Annotated in this window: 11 protein-coding genes and 2 pseudogenes; 9 read left to right on the top strand and 4 right to left on the bottom strand. The window is 58.5% G+C overall.

The features are described 5' to 3' along the window. Nucleotides 1-228 precede the first annotated feature (228 nt). Both AABA21_RS34990 and AABA21_RS34985 read left to right on the top strand, forming a co-directional pair. Complete coding sequence (locus tag AABA21_RS34990; protein ID WP_338257382.1) at nucleotides 229-3,561, top strand: GH92 family glycosyl hydrolase; 3,333 nt, start codon at nucleotides 229-231, stop codon at nucleotides 3,559-3,561. 374 nt (nucleotides 3,562-3,935) lie between these two features. Continuing rightward, nucleotides 3,936-4,073: pseudogene (locus AABA21_RS34985) on the top strand (SDR family oxidoreductase); the annotation flags it as partial. Here AABA21_RS34985 and AABA21_RS34980 read toward each other — a convergent pair. The 3 genes and pseudogenes from AABA21_RS34980 to AABA21_RS34970 form a co-directional block, all read right to left on the bottom strand. Beyond that, entirely contained in the window at nucleotides 4,070-4,759 is a 690-nt protein-coding gene (locus tag AABA21_RS34980) for a cysteine hydrolase family protein (RefSeq protein ID WP_338257379.1), read from the bottom strand. The pseudogene AABA21_RS34985 and the gene AABA21_RS34980 sit on opposite strands and share 4 nt — an antisense overlap. A 141-nt stretch (nucleotides 4,760-4,900) precedes the next feature. Continuing rightward, nucleotides 4,901-5,023, bottom strand: a complete 123-nt coding sequence (locus AABA21_RS34975) for a hypothetical protein (RefSeq protein ID WP_338257378.1) — start codon at nucleotides 5,021-5,023, stop codon at nucleotides 4,901-4,903. 386 nt (nucleotides 5,024-5,409) lie between these two features. Beyond that, nucleotides 5,410-5,814, bottom strand: a pseudogene (locus tag AABA21_RS34970) (helix-turn-helix domain-containing protein); the annotation flags it as partial. Between the two features lie 29 nt (nucleotides 5,815-5,843). On the opposite strand from AABA21_RS34970, the gene AABA21_RS34965 reads away from it, so the two are divergent. From AABA21_RS34965 to nrfD, 6 genes are all read left to right on the top strand, one after another. Beyond that, nucleotides 5,844-5,978 carry a zinc-binding dehydrogenase gene (locus AABA21_RS34965; protein ID WP_338257375.1) on the top strand — a complete coding sequence of 45 codons (135 nt, stop codon included), beginning with the start codon at nucleotides 5,844-5,846 and terminating at the stop codon, nucleotides 5,976-5,978. 141 nt (nucleotides 5,979-6,119) lie between these two features. Further along, on the top strand, nucleotides 6,120-7,988 hold the full coding sequence (locus AABA21_RS34960) for a PAS domain-containing sensor histidine kinase (RefSeq protein ID WP_338257374.1): 1,869 nt from the start codon (nucleotides 6,120-6,122) through the stop codon (nucleotides 7,986-7,988). Nucleotides 7,989-8,322: 334 nt separating this feature from the next. Continuing rightward, nucleotides 8,323-8,889 carry an HdeD family acid-resistance protein gene (locus tag AABA21_RS34955; RefSeq protein ID WP_338257373.1) on the top strand — a complete coding sequence of 189 codons (567 nt, stop codon included), beginning with the start codon at nucleotides 8,323-8,325 and terminating at the stop codon, nucleotides 8,887-8,889. Between the two features lie 272 nt (nucleotides 8,890-9,161). Further along, entirely contained in the window at nucleotides 9,162-12,374 is a 3,213-nt protein-coding gene (gene fdh / locus AABA21_RS34950) for a formate dehydrogenase (protein ID WP_420917246.1), read from the top strand. After that, nucleotides 12,375-13,154, top strand: coding sequence for a 4Fe-4S dicluster domain-containing protein (locus AABA21_RS34945; protein ID WP_338257371.1), 780 nt, complete (start codon nucleotides 12,375-12,377; stop codon nucleotides 13,152-13,154). It begins immediately after the preceding gene. Nucleotides 13,155-13,306: 152 nt separating this feature from the next. Next, on the top strand, nucleotides 13,307-14,386 hold the full coding sequence (nrfD, locus tag AABA21_RS34940) for an NrfD/PsrC family molybdoenzyme membrane anchor subunit (RefSeq protein WP_338257370.1): 1,080 nt from the start codon (nucleotides 13,307-13,309) through the stop codon (nucleotides 14,384-14,386). Between the two features lie 15 nt (nucleotides 14,387-14,401). Here nrfD and AABA21_RS34935 read toward each other — a convergent pair whose 3' ends face one another. After that, nucleotides 14,402-15,088 (bottom strand): hypothetical protein, encoded by a 687-nt coding sequence (locus AABA21_RS34935; RefSeq protein WP_338257369.1) that lies wholly within the window; start codon nucleotides 15,086-15,088, stop codon nucleotides 14,402-14,404. A 381-nt stretch (nucleotides 15,089-15,469) separates the two neighbouring features. Here AABA21_RS34935 and AABA21_RS34930 point away from each other — a divergent pair, with 381 nt between their 5' ends. Then, nucleotides 15,470-16,492 carry a DUF4331 family protein gene (locus AABA21_RS34930; protein ID WP_338257368.1) on the top strand — a complete coding sequence of 341 codons (1,023 nt, stop codon included), beginning with the start codon at nucleotides 15,470-15,472 and terminating at the stop codon, nucleotides 16,490-16,492. Nucleotides 16,493-16,524 lie beyond the last annotated feature (32 nt).

The following is a 16,524-nucleotide window of genomic DNA, read 5'->3' as shown; positions in this document are numbered from 1 at the left end:
ACTGCTTTAGGAAGATGCATATCCGCAGGGACGCAAGTTATTTGTGAGAGGAATTCACACGACACCTCAGCACCATTATTTGATGGCAAAAGATGCCAGAAGACCTCTTCTTTCTGCCTCTCAGCGACGCTCGGTCGCGGCGTGTTGCTCTATTTTCGCGCGGGCGGTGCCTTGCTCCCCCTCCAGGTATGCATGTGTCTTCGCTGGAACAAGGAGGCAATAGCAAGCATGCATCCTCAAACGACAACGCGTACATTGACCAGGATGGTCGCCGTCTTTACGGCATTATTTACCACCTGCCTGCTGCTCTTTCCGGGCAATGTACAGGCAGCTACGACCCCACATGCCACGGCCCCGGCGGCCACCAATCTGGCCAGCCTGGTCGATCCATTTACGGCCACAGGCGCATCGACCAATGGTCCGGGAGGCTGGAATGTGGGCAACGATTTCCCCGGCGCGGACGCGCCATTCGGCATGGTGCAGTTTAGTCCGGATAACGCCACGGCCTGGGCCGGCGGCTACTACTACGGCAACAACCAGATCAAGGGCTTTAGCCTGACGCACCTCAGCGGCGCCGGCTGTACGGTGTATAGCGACATCCCGTTCATGCCCTACATCGGGACGGTGACGACGTCGCCGGCGACCAATCCCGGGCAGTACGTCTCAACCTTCTCGCACTCCAACGAGTCGGCCCACGCCGGCTACTACCAGGTGAAGCTGGACAACGGGGCGAACGTCCAGTTGACGGCGACCCAGCATAGCGGCGCCGGCCTCTTCACCTATCCCGCCGGTAAGACCGCGACCATGCTGGTCAATCCATCGGGATCGATCAACGGCAACTCTGACGCCGAGGCCACCATCGGATCGAACTATATCTCCGGTTCGGCGGTTAGCGGCGGCTTCTGCGGCGCCAACGACGTCTACCACGTCTACTTCTACGCCCAGTTCAGCCAGCCGTTCGCGACCACCGGCACCTGGCACAACGATATTGTGACGCCCGGCAGCACAACCGCGAAGGGCTCCAGCACGGTATCTCCGGCGGTCAAGAAGTTCATGCAGGCGCAGGCCAGAGTGGCGAATGGAACCGCTTCATCCGCCGACGTCAAAACGGCATCCCAACCGCCGACCACGGTCGTTTCGGGTCCCGGCTCCGGCGCCTTTGTAACCTTCGATACCAGCAAGAATACGTCGATCAGCCTCAAGGTGGGCCTGTCCTTTGTCAGCGTGGCCAACGCGAAGCAGAACGTCAACCAGGAGAATCCGACAGGGAATTTCAATACCACGCTGAGCCAGGCCGAGCAGACGTGGAATCAGAAGCTGGGCGAGATCCAGGTCAGCGGCGGCACCACGACGCAGCAGACGACGTTCTACTCGGCGCTCTACCATACGCTGCTGCAGCCCAACGTCTTCTCTGACGTCAATGGCCAGTACGCGGGCTTCGATGGGCAGGTGCATACCGCGCCCAAGGGACACGCCCAGTACGCCAACTACTCCGGCTGGGACATCTACCGCTCGGAGGCGCAGCTGCTGGGATTGCTGGCGCCGCAGCAGGCCAGCGATATCATCCAGTCGATGGTCAATGACTACGCGCAGAGCGGCCAGTTGCCCAAGTGGGCCGCCGCCAACGGCGAGACCTATGTGATGAACGGCGATCCGGCCGACGCCATCATCGCCGACGCCTACGCCTTCGGCGCCCAGAACTTCGATACCAAAGCGGCCCTGGCGGCGATGATCCACGAGGCCACGCAGACCAACAACGTGCGCCCCGGCCTCAACTACCTGGACTCGCTGGGCTACGAGCCGCAGAACGGCACCTACGGCTGCTGTAACTTCTACGGTTCGGCCTCGACGACGCTGGAATACAACACGGCGGACTTCTCTATCGGCGCCTTCGCGCAGGCCCTTGGTGATACGGCCAACTACCAGAAGTTCACCACCCGCGCCCAGGACTGGGAGAACCTGCTCAATCCAGCTGATGGCCTGCTGGAGCCGCGCAACGTCGACGGCACTTTCCCCAACCCATACGATCCCACCAGCGGCACCGGATGGGTCGAGGGCGATGGCTCTCAGTACAACTGGATGGTCCCCTTCAATCTGAAGGGCCTCTTTAGCGCCGAGGGCGGCAACGCCAAAGCGATCCAGCGCCTCGACACGTTCTTTACGCAGCTCAACGCGGGCCCCAACGCCCCGTACGCCTTCCTGGGCAATGAGCCAACCATCGAGACGCCCTGGGAGTACGACTACGCCGGCGCGCCATACAAGACGCAGGATATCGTACACAAAGTCGAGAACTCGCTCTGGTTCCCCGGACCCAGCGGCATGGCAGGCAATGACGACCTCGGCACCATGTCGGCCTGGGATGTGTGGGCCAGCATGGGCATGTTCCCGGAGACCCCTGGCACGGCCAACCTGGTCCTGGCCAGCCCGCTATTCCCGAGCATCACCGTCCATCGTCCCAGCGGCCAGACCATCACCATCAACGCTCCCGGCACCACCGCCGACACCTACTATGTGCAGAGCCTGAAGGTGAACGGTCAGACCAGCACCAAGCCCTGGCTGCCACCATCCTTTATCGCCAACGGTGGTACACTCGACTATACGATCGGTAGCACGCCCAACACCAGCTGGGGCAGCAGTCCCAACGACGCGCCGCCCTCGTACCAGTACGGAGCGATTCCGACGCTGGTCGCGCTCAATCCTGGTCGCGTCACGGTCGCGCCGGGAGCACAGACGCAGAGCGGCATCACGGCACAGGACATCAGCGGCAACGCCACCACCATCCAGTGGAGCACCACGGCCCCATCCGGCCTCACCGTCACCCCGGCCTCAGGTAGCTTCACGGTCCCGGCCAATGGCAACGCCAACCAGTCCTTCACCGTCGCCGCCGACGCCAGCATGAAGGAAGGGGTCTACAGCGTTCCCTTTAGCGCCCAGACCAGCGACGGCACCAAACTGCCGATCTCGGCGCTCACGGTCGTGGTCGCTAAACCCGGCGACCTGCTCGGACTCTTCAACAATGCCGGCATCTCCAACGACGGACAGGGCAACGCCGACTTCGACGGCGACGGCTTTAGTTACTCTGAGCAGCAGCTGACGGCCGCCGGCTACGCGCCGGGCGCCACGGTCACCGTCAACGGCATCCAGTACAGCTGGCCCAACGTTCCGGCCGCCGCCTACGACAACGTCCAGGTCGCCGGTCAGACCATCCAGACGCCGGATGCCAAAGCGGGCGCGACGCAGCTCACCTTCCTGGGCAGCGCCACCAACGGACCCTCGGTCGGTAACATCACCATTACCTACACCGACGGCAGCACCCAGACCGCCCAGCTCGGCTTCAGCGACTGGACCCTGGGGGCCGGCAACTCCCAGCCATCGTACGGCAACGTGGTCGCGGTCAAAACCCCGTACCGCAACGCCGGAGCCGGCACGGACAACGTCGGCACCTACATCTTCGCTTCGGCACCCATCTCGCTCAACACGAGCAAGCAGGTTGCCAGCATCACCTTCCCATCGTCTCTCAACCAGGGAGCCCTGCACGTCTTTGCGCTGGCCATCTCCTGATCCAACCCATTCCCCAGCGGGCAAGCGGCAATCGCCGCTTGCCCGCCCCTCCGCGCACGACCACACCCCATATGTTCGGACCTCACGCCCGACCACGCCCCTCGTAGGTTCGACCCTTGTGGTCGATTTCCTCTCCCCGTACGACCACGCTCCTCGGAAACGCGATGTTCATCCACGCCATCCTCATATCGTTCACGTATACGATGCACATTGTCGTACGGGGAGGGATAATCGACCGCAAGGGTCGAACCTACGGATGCATGTTGTCGTACGGGGAGGGGGTAATCGACCGCAAGGGTCGAACCTACTGTCACTTTTCTGTCAAATTGCTGTCATTGTAACGCATCGGCGGATAGAGTAATCTACTGGTGTGCAAGGCCAAAGATATACCGCTGGGACGCATGGCTGATCCTGACGAAATCGCCAAAGCCATCCTGTTTCTTGCCTCTGATGACAGCAGTTTTGTGAATGGGATCGAGCTCTTCGTCGATGGGGGAATGGCTCAGATCTAAGTGCTTTTTTGTAGCACGGCTGCTGGTTTCTTCATCGCGGCGACAACTTCATCAGTTGTCAGTACTGCATGCGCAAGAAACTTATAGTTGATGATGGCCGCTGTATATCCATCACCCCATTCAGGGTGACGTGGGGCGGCCGTTGCATCTCTAACAACGACGACCTCGAATCCTTGCTCCAGAAACTCACGCAGGTGGGATTCTACGCATATGTTGGCCAGCATCCCACCAAGGATGATCTTGCTGATGCCACGCTTGCGCAGTTGGAGGACGAGGTCGTTGGTTTGCGGACCCCAGATTCTATGCGGACTGGCAATGATAGTCTCCCCATCCTCAATATAGGGTTTAAAACGTTCCAACCAATCAGCGCCTGATCCAGCGAATCCTTCAAGGTTTAAGACGCCACGACGGGCGAACATTTTTTCAGCCAGCTCGTCCTTCTCCAGGGGATCGTTAATTTTCCAGCCATAGTCGGTCGGATAGAAGTAGTGGGGGGAGATAAACACCTCAAACCCACCCTCCTTTGCAGCTCGAAAGATACGCTCCATGTTCTCAATCGTCTTGTTTTCCCTGACACTGGCACCAACCAGCTGCCACGCCAGACCTTTCTCGCTCAAGACATCATTCTGCGGATCGATAAAGACGATCCCGGTATCCTTACTGCTAACAGTACTATACTGTGGCATTACGCTCCTCCCTTTAAAGCTCATCTTTACATAACGTCATTGACGTAGGATATGGGTTTCTGTTCCTTTCCACGTTTGGTCCGGGAGCCAAAGTGACAGCACCAGCCAAGCAGCCAGGGCACGTCGGAGAGAAGCCCTGGCTTAATGCGGCGAGTCATCGATTTCGATGCCAGGCATGTCACGCAGTTCTTTCAGGCCGGGCAGGTCTGTGTTGAGATAAATATTGCCAATCTTGACCTTCTGGAGCATGGGCAGGTGCAGCATCAGCCTCCTTAACATTTTTCGGCGGCAGCAGCTTGTTGAGACGCCTTTGGACCTCCCGTGAGTATTTTATTGTGGCGGAGGTCCCGCTGCTGGCAGGCGGTGTCATGAGATCCATACAGGCGGCAGCCAGAAAGTAGAGACGGGTGCGCTGTAGCGCATCCTTGTCGCCGTCCTGGAGCAACTGACTGATAAGCTGCTCACCTTCTTGAGTGGAGAGTTGTGGCACCGCAGCCAACGTAGTCGCCTGCCATTGGGGATCTGACGCATGCTGGATAAGCGTGACGAAATTCATCTCATAGGTGCGCGAACAGACATGTGTTCGCGTCTTCCTTTCTCATCTTAGAACGACTGGGAACATCCCCCGAAATCGACCGCAAGGGTCGAACCTACGTCGTCTTCCGATAGCGCGCTGGAGGCACGCCTATTTCTCGCCGGAACGCTTTGCGAAAAGCAACTTCCGAAGCATAGCCGAGCTGCGAGGCGATTGTCTCCATTGTTATGCCGCTTTTAAGCATGCGCGTTGCTGTATGCATGCGCCAACGCGTGAGATACCTCATAGGTGGCTCCCCCACCAGTTGAGTAAAGCGAGCTGAAAACGCTGAACGCGAGAGGGCAACCTCACTAGCCAGATCCTCAACCGTCCATGCGCGTGCGGGATATTGATGCAGTAGGCCAAGCGCGGCTGCAATAGGCGGGTTACCCAATGCCGCCAGCCATCCACTGCTAGCCGGCTCTTGCTGATCAATCCAGATGCGTATCACTTGAATGAAGAGCAGTTCGGTTTTAAGCCGGTCCACCCCTCGGGAGAACAGTAGCGCAGATGGCACCGCTCTTTGACGCGGGCCTGGTAAAGACGCACCTTGAAGCGATCTTTCCGCTGAAAGAGGCCGCTCAAGCGCATCAATTGGTCGAGGGTGGACGGGTCCGAGGGAAAGTCGTCCTCAGCCTGGAATAACATAGTAGAGAGGGCCGCATTGCTTCGTTCGCGGCTATGCCGGGGTGAGACCGGCACCGACGATCGCTGTGTTTGATAGCCCTTTACAGCGCATGATACGATGGAAAGGATTACAAGTAGCATTAACCCGGGAGAGTTCCGATGGCTCATCTTCATCAGCAGGAACAGACAACAAGCATGGATGAGGCGGAGGTACAACTGGCCCTACAGGCTTCTGGCGTCGGTACGTGGAATTGGAATCTTCTCACCAATGAGCTCGTCTGGACCGACCAGAAACGGGCCCTCTTTGGCCTTCCACCCGGGACACCCATCACCTATGAGCTTTTTCTGAACTTACTCCACCCTGACGATCGCGAACCTACGCATCAGCTCAATCAGCAGGCTCTCACAGAACAACAAGAATATAAGAAGGATTATCGAGTTATCTGGCCTGATGGGAGCGTGCACTGGCTTGTTGATCAAGCACGCATCAGACGCAATAAGGCGGGGAAGCCAATCCAGGTTATCGGCGCCACCGTCGATATTACTGAACGGAAACAGCGGGAAGCGCAGCTTCAGCAGGCCAACGACCAGATATCCACCATTCTCGACAGCATTACTGATGCCTTTCTCTCCCTCGATACACAGTGGCACTACCGCTATGTGAATCGACGCCTGGCAGCGATGCATGGGAAGACGCCGGAAGAGTTACTGGGGAAATACATGTGGGACGTCGTCCCTTCACTCTTTGGCACCCCTTTTGAAGACCATTACCGCGCGGCGATGCGGAGCGGACAGACAACGCATTTCGAGGGCTTTCATCCCGTGTTCAAGATCTGGGTCGAGGTTCATGTCTACCCTCAACCTGATGGGCTCTCCATCTATATACATGACATTAGCGAGCGTAAGCAGGCGGAAGAAGCGCTGCGCGAGAGCGAAGCCCGCCTCCAGCGACTACGTGAATCAAACATCATCGGCATGACCACCACCGATGAACAGGGGAATGTCCTTGAAGCCAACGATGCCTTTCTCGCGCTCCTGGGCTACACGCGTGCTGAGCTCGAAGCGGGACAGATCACGTGGAGCACCATCACCTCTGAGCAAACGCAGCAAAGAGACCATGAGGCCATCGAGGAAGCCCTGCAAACCGGGGCCGCGCGACCCTATGAGAAAGAATATCTGGGCAAAGATGGGAGGCGCATTCCGGTGCTCATCGGGCGTGCCCTCTTCCGCCGCGAAGGAGCGCCACCGCAATTTCTGTGCTTCGTGCTCGATCTGACTGCGAGGAAAGAGACGGAACGGCAAAAAGATATCTTTCTCGGCATCACCGGACATGAGCTCCGCACCCCACTGGCCGCCTTGAAGGGGACGTTGCAATTGATCAGTCTGCGTATTAAGCGCTTCATCAAGCGAACGGATCAGATCACGCCCGAAATGGCCTCTTTTTTCGCCTATATCCAGGAACAATTACTTGAAGGGGTGCGGCAAGTTGACATCCAGGCCCGTTTAGTAGATGATCTGCTCGACGTTTCACGCATCACTGCCGGCACGCTCAACCTGTCACTCCAACACTGCGACCTGGTCCCCATTGTGCGTGAAGCCGTAGATGATATCCGGCTCATCGCTCCTCACCGGCAAATCTCGTTCGAACCACCGCAGGACATATCAGCTACGGTCATGGTCGACCCCACCCGGATTCTACAGGTCGTCACGAATTATCTGACCAACGCCCTGCGCTATTCGCCTGCAGATCAACCAGTTACCGCAGGAATATACGTGCGAGACCACATGGCCCATGTCTGGGTACGAGATAGTGGGCCCGGCCTTCCAAAAGAGGCGCAAGGAAAAATCTGGCAATGCTTTCATCAGATCAAAGAGGTCCCCCTACAAAGCGGCTCCGAGAAAGGATTGGGTCTGGGCCTCTATCTGTGCAAAACCCTCATCGAGCAGCATCACGGCACGGTAGATGTTGAGAGTATCCCCGGAAAAGGGGCCACATTCTGGTTCAATCTCCCCCTGGCGCACGCCTAAAATATCCCCGCGCCGTAGTGCTTTGTCAAACTTCGTTTGATGGATTTCGCCCGCTACGCGGGCGAGAGGGGAGGAGTTGCCGGGGGCACAGCCCCCGAGCCCCCAGTCAAGGGGCTAGCCGCCCCTTGCATCCCCACTCTTCCATCAATTGAAGGCTGACAGAGTAGTAGATTCGAACTTCGTGGGGACACGATCAACCATCGCTCATGTCACAAAAGTATCATGGAGGTCGTGACTATTTTGTGTTTGGGGAATGAGTCCTCAACTGTAATAAAGACATGTGTGCACTGGTCTACCGTTTTTTCATCATCAATCCGCAACAAGGAGGACCAACATGCAACAGCTTATGAAGAACTACAGTACGATGTTTCTGGTTCGCGGCATTGCCGCCATTGTCTTCGGCATCATCACCCTGGTCTGGCCGAGACTGACTCTCTCCACCCTGGTGATTCTGTTCGGCATCTTTGCCATCATCAGTGGAGCCGCAGCGGGAGCGTCAGCATTGCAGAACAGAGATGTGCACGGCTGGGGCTTGCATCTCTGTGAGGGAATCCTGGCAGTCCTGGTTGGCGTGGTAACGCTGGCCTGGCCTGGAATCACCGCCCTCGCATTCCTCTTCCTGCTGGCTGCCTGGGCCATTACGACCGGCATTATTGAATTCACTGCCCCATTCCTATTCCCGATGAGAGGTTTACATGCCGGGTTGCTGATTCTGACCGGGTTAGCCTCGGTCGTCTTCGGCATACTGCTCGCCGCGCGGCCAGCCACTGGAATACTTACCGTAACCTTACTGATCGGAATTTACGCGATCGTGATCGGAGTCCTCTACTGCGTGCACTTCTTTGAAGTGCGCTCCGCCAGTCGAGAGGTATCACCGGCTCGCACCCCTTACATGCCCTGAAAAAACATTACACCGTAATTTATTGCTCATGATCTACTCTCATGTAGATCATGAGCAAAAGATCTGCCGTCGTCGGTTCAGACGTAGTGGACGGGAGATTTGGGCTCCGCTGTATTCCTTTTCTCTCTCTATTCGTGGCAGCTATATGGGGCCGCCTGTTAGCGGTGGCCTGCTCACCTGTATTGATGGCGGTATGCAGGTGTCTTCTCTCTGTGGAGAGTTATCCTGGAAAGGAAGAGGATATGGCCGTTTTCGCTACGCTCTTTGGTCGCATGGCTGGGCGTCTCTCTCCAAAGCATGTGGCTGAAACTCTGGAGAGTCATGTCGGGGCTGTCCCGAATCCACTCAGTGAACGCAGCAAGAATCTTCGCCCGCGCATCGATGGGGCGAAGATGGTGAAGAGCGTGTGTCCGTATTGCGCCGTGGGCTGCGGGCAGCGCGTCTATGTGAAGGACAATAAGGTCATCGACATCGAGGGCGATTATGATAGCCCGATCAATGGTGGCTGCCTGTGCCCAAAGGGGGCGGCCAGCTATCAGCTGGCGATGAATGAGCGGCGGCGCACGAAGGTGATGTATCGCCGACCGTATGGGACGGAGTGGGAGGAGCGCTCACTGGAATGGGCAATGGCTCGCGTGGCGCAGCTGACCTATGAGACGCGCGAGGAGACGTTCCGCGAGCGGGACGAACAGGGGCGCACCTTGAACCATACGCTGGGGATCGGCTCGCTGGGCGGAGCGACGCTGGATAGCGAAGAGAATTATCTGATCACCAAGCTATTCCACTCACTTGGCATGGTGGCGATCGAGAACCAGGCCCGTATATGACACAGCGCCTCTGTGCCGGGTCTCGGCGCAAGCGTTGGTCGTGGTACCGCTACGACCTGTCTACAGGACATGCCCAACAGCGATTGCATCCTGATCATCGGGAGTAATTTCGCTGAGAGCCATCCTGTCGGTTTCCGTCATATCGTGCAGGCGAAGGAGAAGGGCGCGAAGATCATCCACATCGATCCTCATTTCTCGCGTACCTCGCAGTTCGCTGATCTCTATGCCCCCATTCGCGTGGGCACCGATATCGCCTTCATGGGCGGCCTGATCAATTATGTGCTTCAAAATGAGCTGTACTTCAAAGAATATGTGGAAGCATATACCAATGCGACGTACATGGTAGGCGACGACTACCGGGACGCCGAAGACCTGGAAGGGGTCTTTTCTGGCCTGGATGAAGAGCATCTGATGTACGACACCAAGAGCTGGCAGTATAAGATGTCGGAGGAAGGGGAACAGCGTAAGCCGGCCGGTGACTATGCGAGCACGGTGGGACCCAGCAAGGGCTCCAAGTCAGAGCATGTGACGCCAGAGGGCCAGGAGGGGCAGGGCACCTTCCCCCAGCTGCATCCCAGCCAGGTGGCGAAAGATCCTTCGATGCAGAATCCTCGCTGCGTGATGCAGATTCTGCGCCGCCACTTCGCCCGCTATACACCAGAGATGGTGGAGCAGGTGTGCGGAATCTCACAGGATATCTTCTTGAAGATCGCCGAGACGTTCGCGCGTAATTCGGGTCGCGAGCGCACAGCCTGCCTGGCTTATTCGGTCGGCTGGACGCAGCATACCGTGGGCGTGCAGATGATCCGTACCTCGGGCATCCTGCAGTTGCTGCTGGGCAATATGGGACGGCCCGGTGGTGGCGTGCTGGCCCTGCGCGGACACGCCAACATTCAGGGCTCGACCGACATCCCTACCCTCTACAATCTGCTGCCCGGCTACCTGACCATGCCCAGCGCGCTGCGCGAGGAATACGACTACCAGAAATACATGGAGAATAACTACAATGAGGCTGGCTGGTGGGAGCACTATCCAGACTACTTTGTGAGCCTGATGAAGGCCTGGTACGGCGACGCGGCGACGAAAGAGAACGATTGGGCCTATGATTACCTGCCCAAGGTGACGGGCGATTTCTCGGACCTGGCCATGTTCGTCAATATGAAGGACGGCGGCATGAAGGGCTTCTTCCTGCTGGGACAAAATCCCGCCGCCGGTGGGGTAAACGCGGGCTTCCATCGCGCGGCCATGGAGAAGCTGGACTGGCTGGTGGTGCGCGACCTGTATGAGATCGAGAGCGCCTCCTACTGGAAGCGTCCGGGCGTCGATCCAAAGAATATCCCGACCGAGGTCATCTTCTTGCCGGCGGCCTCACACGTCGAGAAAGAGGGCAGCTTCGTCAATACGCAGCGCCTGATCCAGTATCGAGAGAAAGCGGTCGATCCACCGGACGACGCGCGCTCCGAGAACTGGTTTATGGCCGAGCTGTATGAGCGCCTGCAGGAGTACTATAAGGATAGCACGAAGCCGCGCGATCTCCCCGTCAATAATCTGAACTGGCCCTATCGCCGCGAGGAGAGCGGCCAGCGCGAGCCGATCGTGGATGATATCGTCAAGGAGATCAATGGCTATACGGTGCGCGATGGGCACGTGGTCAAGGGCTTTAACGAGCTGCGCCGCGACGGCACAACGGCCTGTGGCGCGTGGATCTTCAGTGGCATCATGCCCGAGGAGGGCAATAATCTGTCCAAGCGGCGCGAGAAGGGCGAGTATCCCAATCTGAACTGGTGCTTTACCTGGCCCGCCAACCGCCATATCCTCTACAATCGCGCCTCCGCCGATCCCGAGGGCAAGCCGTGGTCGGAGCGCAAGAGATACGTCTGGTGGGACGGCTCGCGGGGACGCTGGACCGGCGTGGATATCCCTGATTTCCCCGAGGGCAAGTCGCCCGACGCGCCGGCTGATCCCGGCGGCATCGAGCTCAAAGCCCACTCTGGCGCCTCGCCGTTTACCATGAATACCGAGGGTGTCGGACGCCTGTTCACGCCGACCGGCATCGGCGATGGACCGCTGCCCACGCACTACGAGCCGGTGGAGTCCCCGGTGCGCAACATGCTCTATCCGCGCTACCAGTCCAACCCGATCGTCAAATACTGGCGGCGGCCCGACAATCCGGATAACGGACCGGTCAATCCCGACTTCCCGTATGCCATCACTACCAATCGTCTGACCGAGCACCACGTGAGTGGCGCCATGTCGCGGCAGGTGCCCTGGCTCTCGGAGCTGCAGCCCTCATTCTTCGCCGAGATCAGTCCCGCGCTGGCGGAGATTCACGGGGTCAAGAACGCCGACTGGATTACGATCTGGACGAAACGCGGTGAGGTGGAGGCGCGCGCGCTGGTCACCGACCGCATTCGCCCACTGCACGTCGCGGGGCAGACCGTGCACCAGATTATCCTGCCGTTCCACTGGGCCTTTGAGGGCGTCGTCAAGGGAGATGTCGCCAACGATCTGCTGCTGCTGGTGGCCGATCCCAATGTGAGCATGCACGATGCCAAGTCATTTAGCTGTAATATGCGTGCCGGTCGCCGCGCTCACCAGGGTGAGGATGGCAGTATCGTCGCGCGCGAGTTCGCTGAACACAGGATAGAGGGTGCATAGATGGCAACAACAATGGGCTTTTTTACCGATCAGTCGCTGTGTATCGGCTGTAAGGCGTGCGAGGTCGCCTGCAAACAATGGAATCAGCTACCGGCCGATGGCTTCGAGTGGAGGGGGACGAGCTACGATAATACCAGGCACCTCTCGTCGGAGACCTGGCGGCACGTGGCCTTCATCGAACAAGACGACGTCAAGAAGCAGGAGACGGGCAAGAGCGTCGATTGGCTGATGGTCAGCGATGTGTGTAAGCACTGCAGCAACGCTGGCTGTATGGAGGCCTGCCCGACGGGAGCGATTATTCGCAACGAGTTCGGGGATGTCTACGTGCAGCCGGACATCTGCAATGGCTGTGGCTACTGCGTGCCCTCCTGCCCCTTCGGCGTGATCGAGCAGGACGAGCACTGGGGCGTCGCCCAGAAGTGTACGCTCTGCTACGATCGGCAGAAGATAGGGATCGAACCGGCCTGCGCCAAGGCATGCCCGACCGACTCGATCAAGTTTGGCAACCTGGATGAGCTACGCGAGAAGGCCAGAGAGCGCGTCGGCGTACTGCAGGAGCGCGGCGTCACCAACGCCTACCTCTACGGCGTCGATGAGGATACGTCGGTGGGAGACCTCAACTCCTTCTTCCTGCTCACCGAGCGCCCATCCACCTACAACTTGCCCGAAAAGCCAAAGCTGCCCCAGGATAACCTGGTGCCAGCCTTTGTGGCCAGCTTCGTAGCCGCCACCTTCATGACCGTGAGCATGGCGCTATCGCTGCGCAAGAAGAAAAGGTAAATCAAGCGGGTGGTGCAGGAGGGCCGGCGAGGCCCTCCTGCCGGGGTGTGGGGTGTCCCCACAAAAGCTTCTTTTTTTATTTTTCTTCGCCGCCGCAGGCGGCGCGAGAGGCTAAAAGAAAAGAGCGGAAACATGCGAGAGAGAAAAAAACGATGGATGATACGATAAAAGCGAATGCAATACAGCCCTCCGGCAACGGAGACAGAATAATAAACCCCTCCCTGGGCGGCCCTACAGCGGGCCGCGCCATCGAATGGGTCGGAACGCCCAAAACCTACTACGACGTGCCACTGATCCACAAAGCCCATTGGAAATGGCAGATCGTCCTCTACTTCTTCTTTGGTGGCCTGGCCGGCGGCTCATACCTGGTATCGACTCTGGCCGACCTGCTGGGCGCGCGCGAGGATCATCAGCTGGTGCGCACCGGGCGCTACCTATCTTTTGCGGGTCTGATCGTCAGCCCGATCCTGTTGATCTGGGATCTTGGGAAACCAACGCGCTTCCTCCATATGCTGCGCGTGCTCAAGCTGCGCTCGGCGATGTCGCTGGGGACCTGGGGCCTGTCGCTCTTCGGCCTGTTCTGCGGCGCCACGGCGGTTTACCAGGCGGCGGTCGATGGTCTGCTGGACTGGCTGCCCGTGCCGCTGGCGGTGCGTCTCCTGCGCGCCCTGCCGATTAAAGTGATAGAGGTGACCGGCAGCTTCTTCGGACTCTTTGTGGCCTCGTACACGGGCGTGCTGCTGGCGGCCACCGCCGTACCGATCTGGGCACGCGCGCGCCACATCCTGGGTCCGCTCTTTTTGACATCGGGCATTTCCAGCGCCCTGGCCTCCCTGACCTTCATCCTCTCCCTGGGAAAACAGAACGAAGCCAAAAAGAGTCAGCTGGAGCGCCTGGAGCGCGGGGAGCTGATTGCGTTAACCACCGAGCTCGGGCTGATCTCGTCGCTGCCGGCGATCCTGGGATCGACTCTGCGAAAGCCGTTGATGAGCGGCAGAACGGGTCTGCTCTTCAACGTCGGCACGCTCGGCGTCGGCGTACAGCTACCGCTGATCCTGCGCCTGTTCTGGAAGTTATCGGGTCGCAAGACGCCGCGCTCGCTCAACATCGTGGCCTCCATCATGGTCCTGATCGGCGGCGTCATCATCCGCTACGCCTGGGTCTCGGCTGGTCGCACCTCCGCCGACGATCCCCGCGCCACGCACCATTACAACGCCATCGAACGCTCGTAGCGGTGGGGCGAGGTGTCATCCACGAGGAGCCGAACCGGCCGGGGACGTGTGGGACGCAATCGCTGTCGCTCGCGTCCCAGGCGACCGTTGAAGGTCGCCGCTACATGGGCGTTCCTTCCTCCCCAACGAACCGGCCGCCAACCAATGATGAGCTGTTTGTTTCCCATAACGCGGTGCCACCATGCTCTGAGAATCAGGAACCTGAATGGTATTCACTGGAAGAGATTGTGGCCGCCTGATGGTTGAAAACCCCAGCGCATTCTGGATCGAAACGGCATCATCGTAGAGTTGGGTGACGCGAGAATCGTGGCTGGGACACGAAATATCGGGCGACTTCTGCTGCGCATAGCTGATATCGGTCACCGTGGCATAGCTGATAGGCTTCAAACAAGGCTTATAAGGAAGCTCATCCAATGGCCTGGCCTTGAGCACATGGTCAAAAAAGCTGATCGTCTTCGTGACATCCAGGGTCCCGCTGCCATGACGCTGACACACGGTATACGTCGCGAAGCTATTGAGCGTCACATCAATGGTATAGGGACACGTGTTCGTCGAACCAGAATTGACAATCAACGCATGGGTATCAGGCATCTGGCTACTCCTGGGACTGTCCCCTATCCCCGGAGCAGCACGACCCGCCGTATGCCCCACCGATGCCAGCAACACCCATCCCATGATAGCGATAATAGACATAACCTTCATGATCTTCCTCCACACCACCGAATACACGGATATCTGAAAAGCCCTTCAATTATTTGTTCCTTTTTAGATATAATTAATTATAAAAAATCCATAAACCTTTTCAAATCATATATAAGCACCTTTCGCTCATATGCGCGATGATATCGTAGGTTCGACCCTTGCGGTCGATTTCCCCTCCACGCCACGTACGATCATGTCCATCGAACGCGCGAACGGCATGAGGATAATATAGGCAAACATTCATGTGTATAAGAAACAGAATCGTGTAGGAAGGGGAAATCGATCGCAAGGGTCGAATCTACGGGAGTCGCTTTTCTGTGTCAACGTCGCTGATACAAAGGGCGTGTCACCAGAGTGATTTAGAAAAGGAGGAACGAAAACATGTCCCATCATCTGGATACGCCACTTGCACGCCAGAATGGTCAGCTCTTTATCAATGACCTGTATGTCTTTTCCGGCAGCCACAGCACGGTGTTCATCATGGACGTCAACTCGAATATCACCGAACCACATGTCCAGCCAGGCTTCCACGCGGAGGCGCGCTACGAGTTCAAGATACACTTCGGCAGGGCTGATTTCGAAACCCTGACGTACCGGGTATCCTTCGACAAAGCAGACGCGGACGGACGGCAGGCTCTGCGGTTACACGCGCTCACCGACCACGACGCGCGCGATGACTCGGCATCCGGTGAACTGGTGCTTGAGGGCCGGACCCGAGAAACGGCCAGCGGGCCCAACACGCGACTCTGGGCGGGGCGCATCAGCGACCCGTTCTATATCGATCTATCGCTGCTCGATATGGTCAACTCGGCGGTGAGAAAAGGGACCGCCCTCGACCTGTCGGGGTGGCATCCAGAGAAGGCGCAGAACAGCTTCGCCGGCACCAGCGTCGAGTCCATTGTGCTGGAAGTCTCCCACCAGCACCCGCAACTGCGTCCCGGCGCCATCATTGGCGTCTGGAGCGCCACCAAACTCGCCACTGACGCCGGCGGCTGGCGACCGATCAATCGCGCCGGACACCCCATGATGTGGCCAATTTTCTGGCCCGACGATACCCACTTTACCCATCCCGCCAACACCCGGCATCCGTCCGAGGACCTTGCCGCCGACGGCAAGTACATCGGAGAGCTCATCGCCGCCGCCGTCGCGGCCAGCGGCACCTCCGACGATCCTCAGGGCTATGGCCACGTCGTGGCCCGGCAACTGTTCCCCGACGTCCTGCCATACATGGTCGGGACGCCCGCCACCTACGGCTTCGCCATCCTGAACGGCCGCCCACTGGCCGATAACGCGCCCGAAGCCATGCTGTCCATGGTGGTAAACACGGCCGTGCCCTCAGGGCTGAAGCCGGACGTAGCCCAGCAGCAGCGGAGCAAGGACTTCCCATACGTCGTACCCTCATGAGTATAAATGGCCCTTGCGCCCAATACCTTCAA

The sequence above is a fragment of the Dictyobacter halimunensis genome (assembly GCF_036245075.1).
The sequence above is the reverse complement of the archived record's forward strand: the minus strand, read 5'-3'. Positions and strand labels throughout refer to the sequence as shown.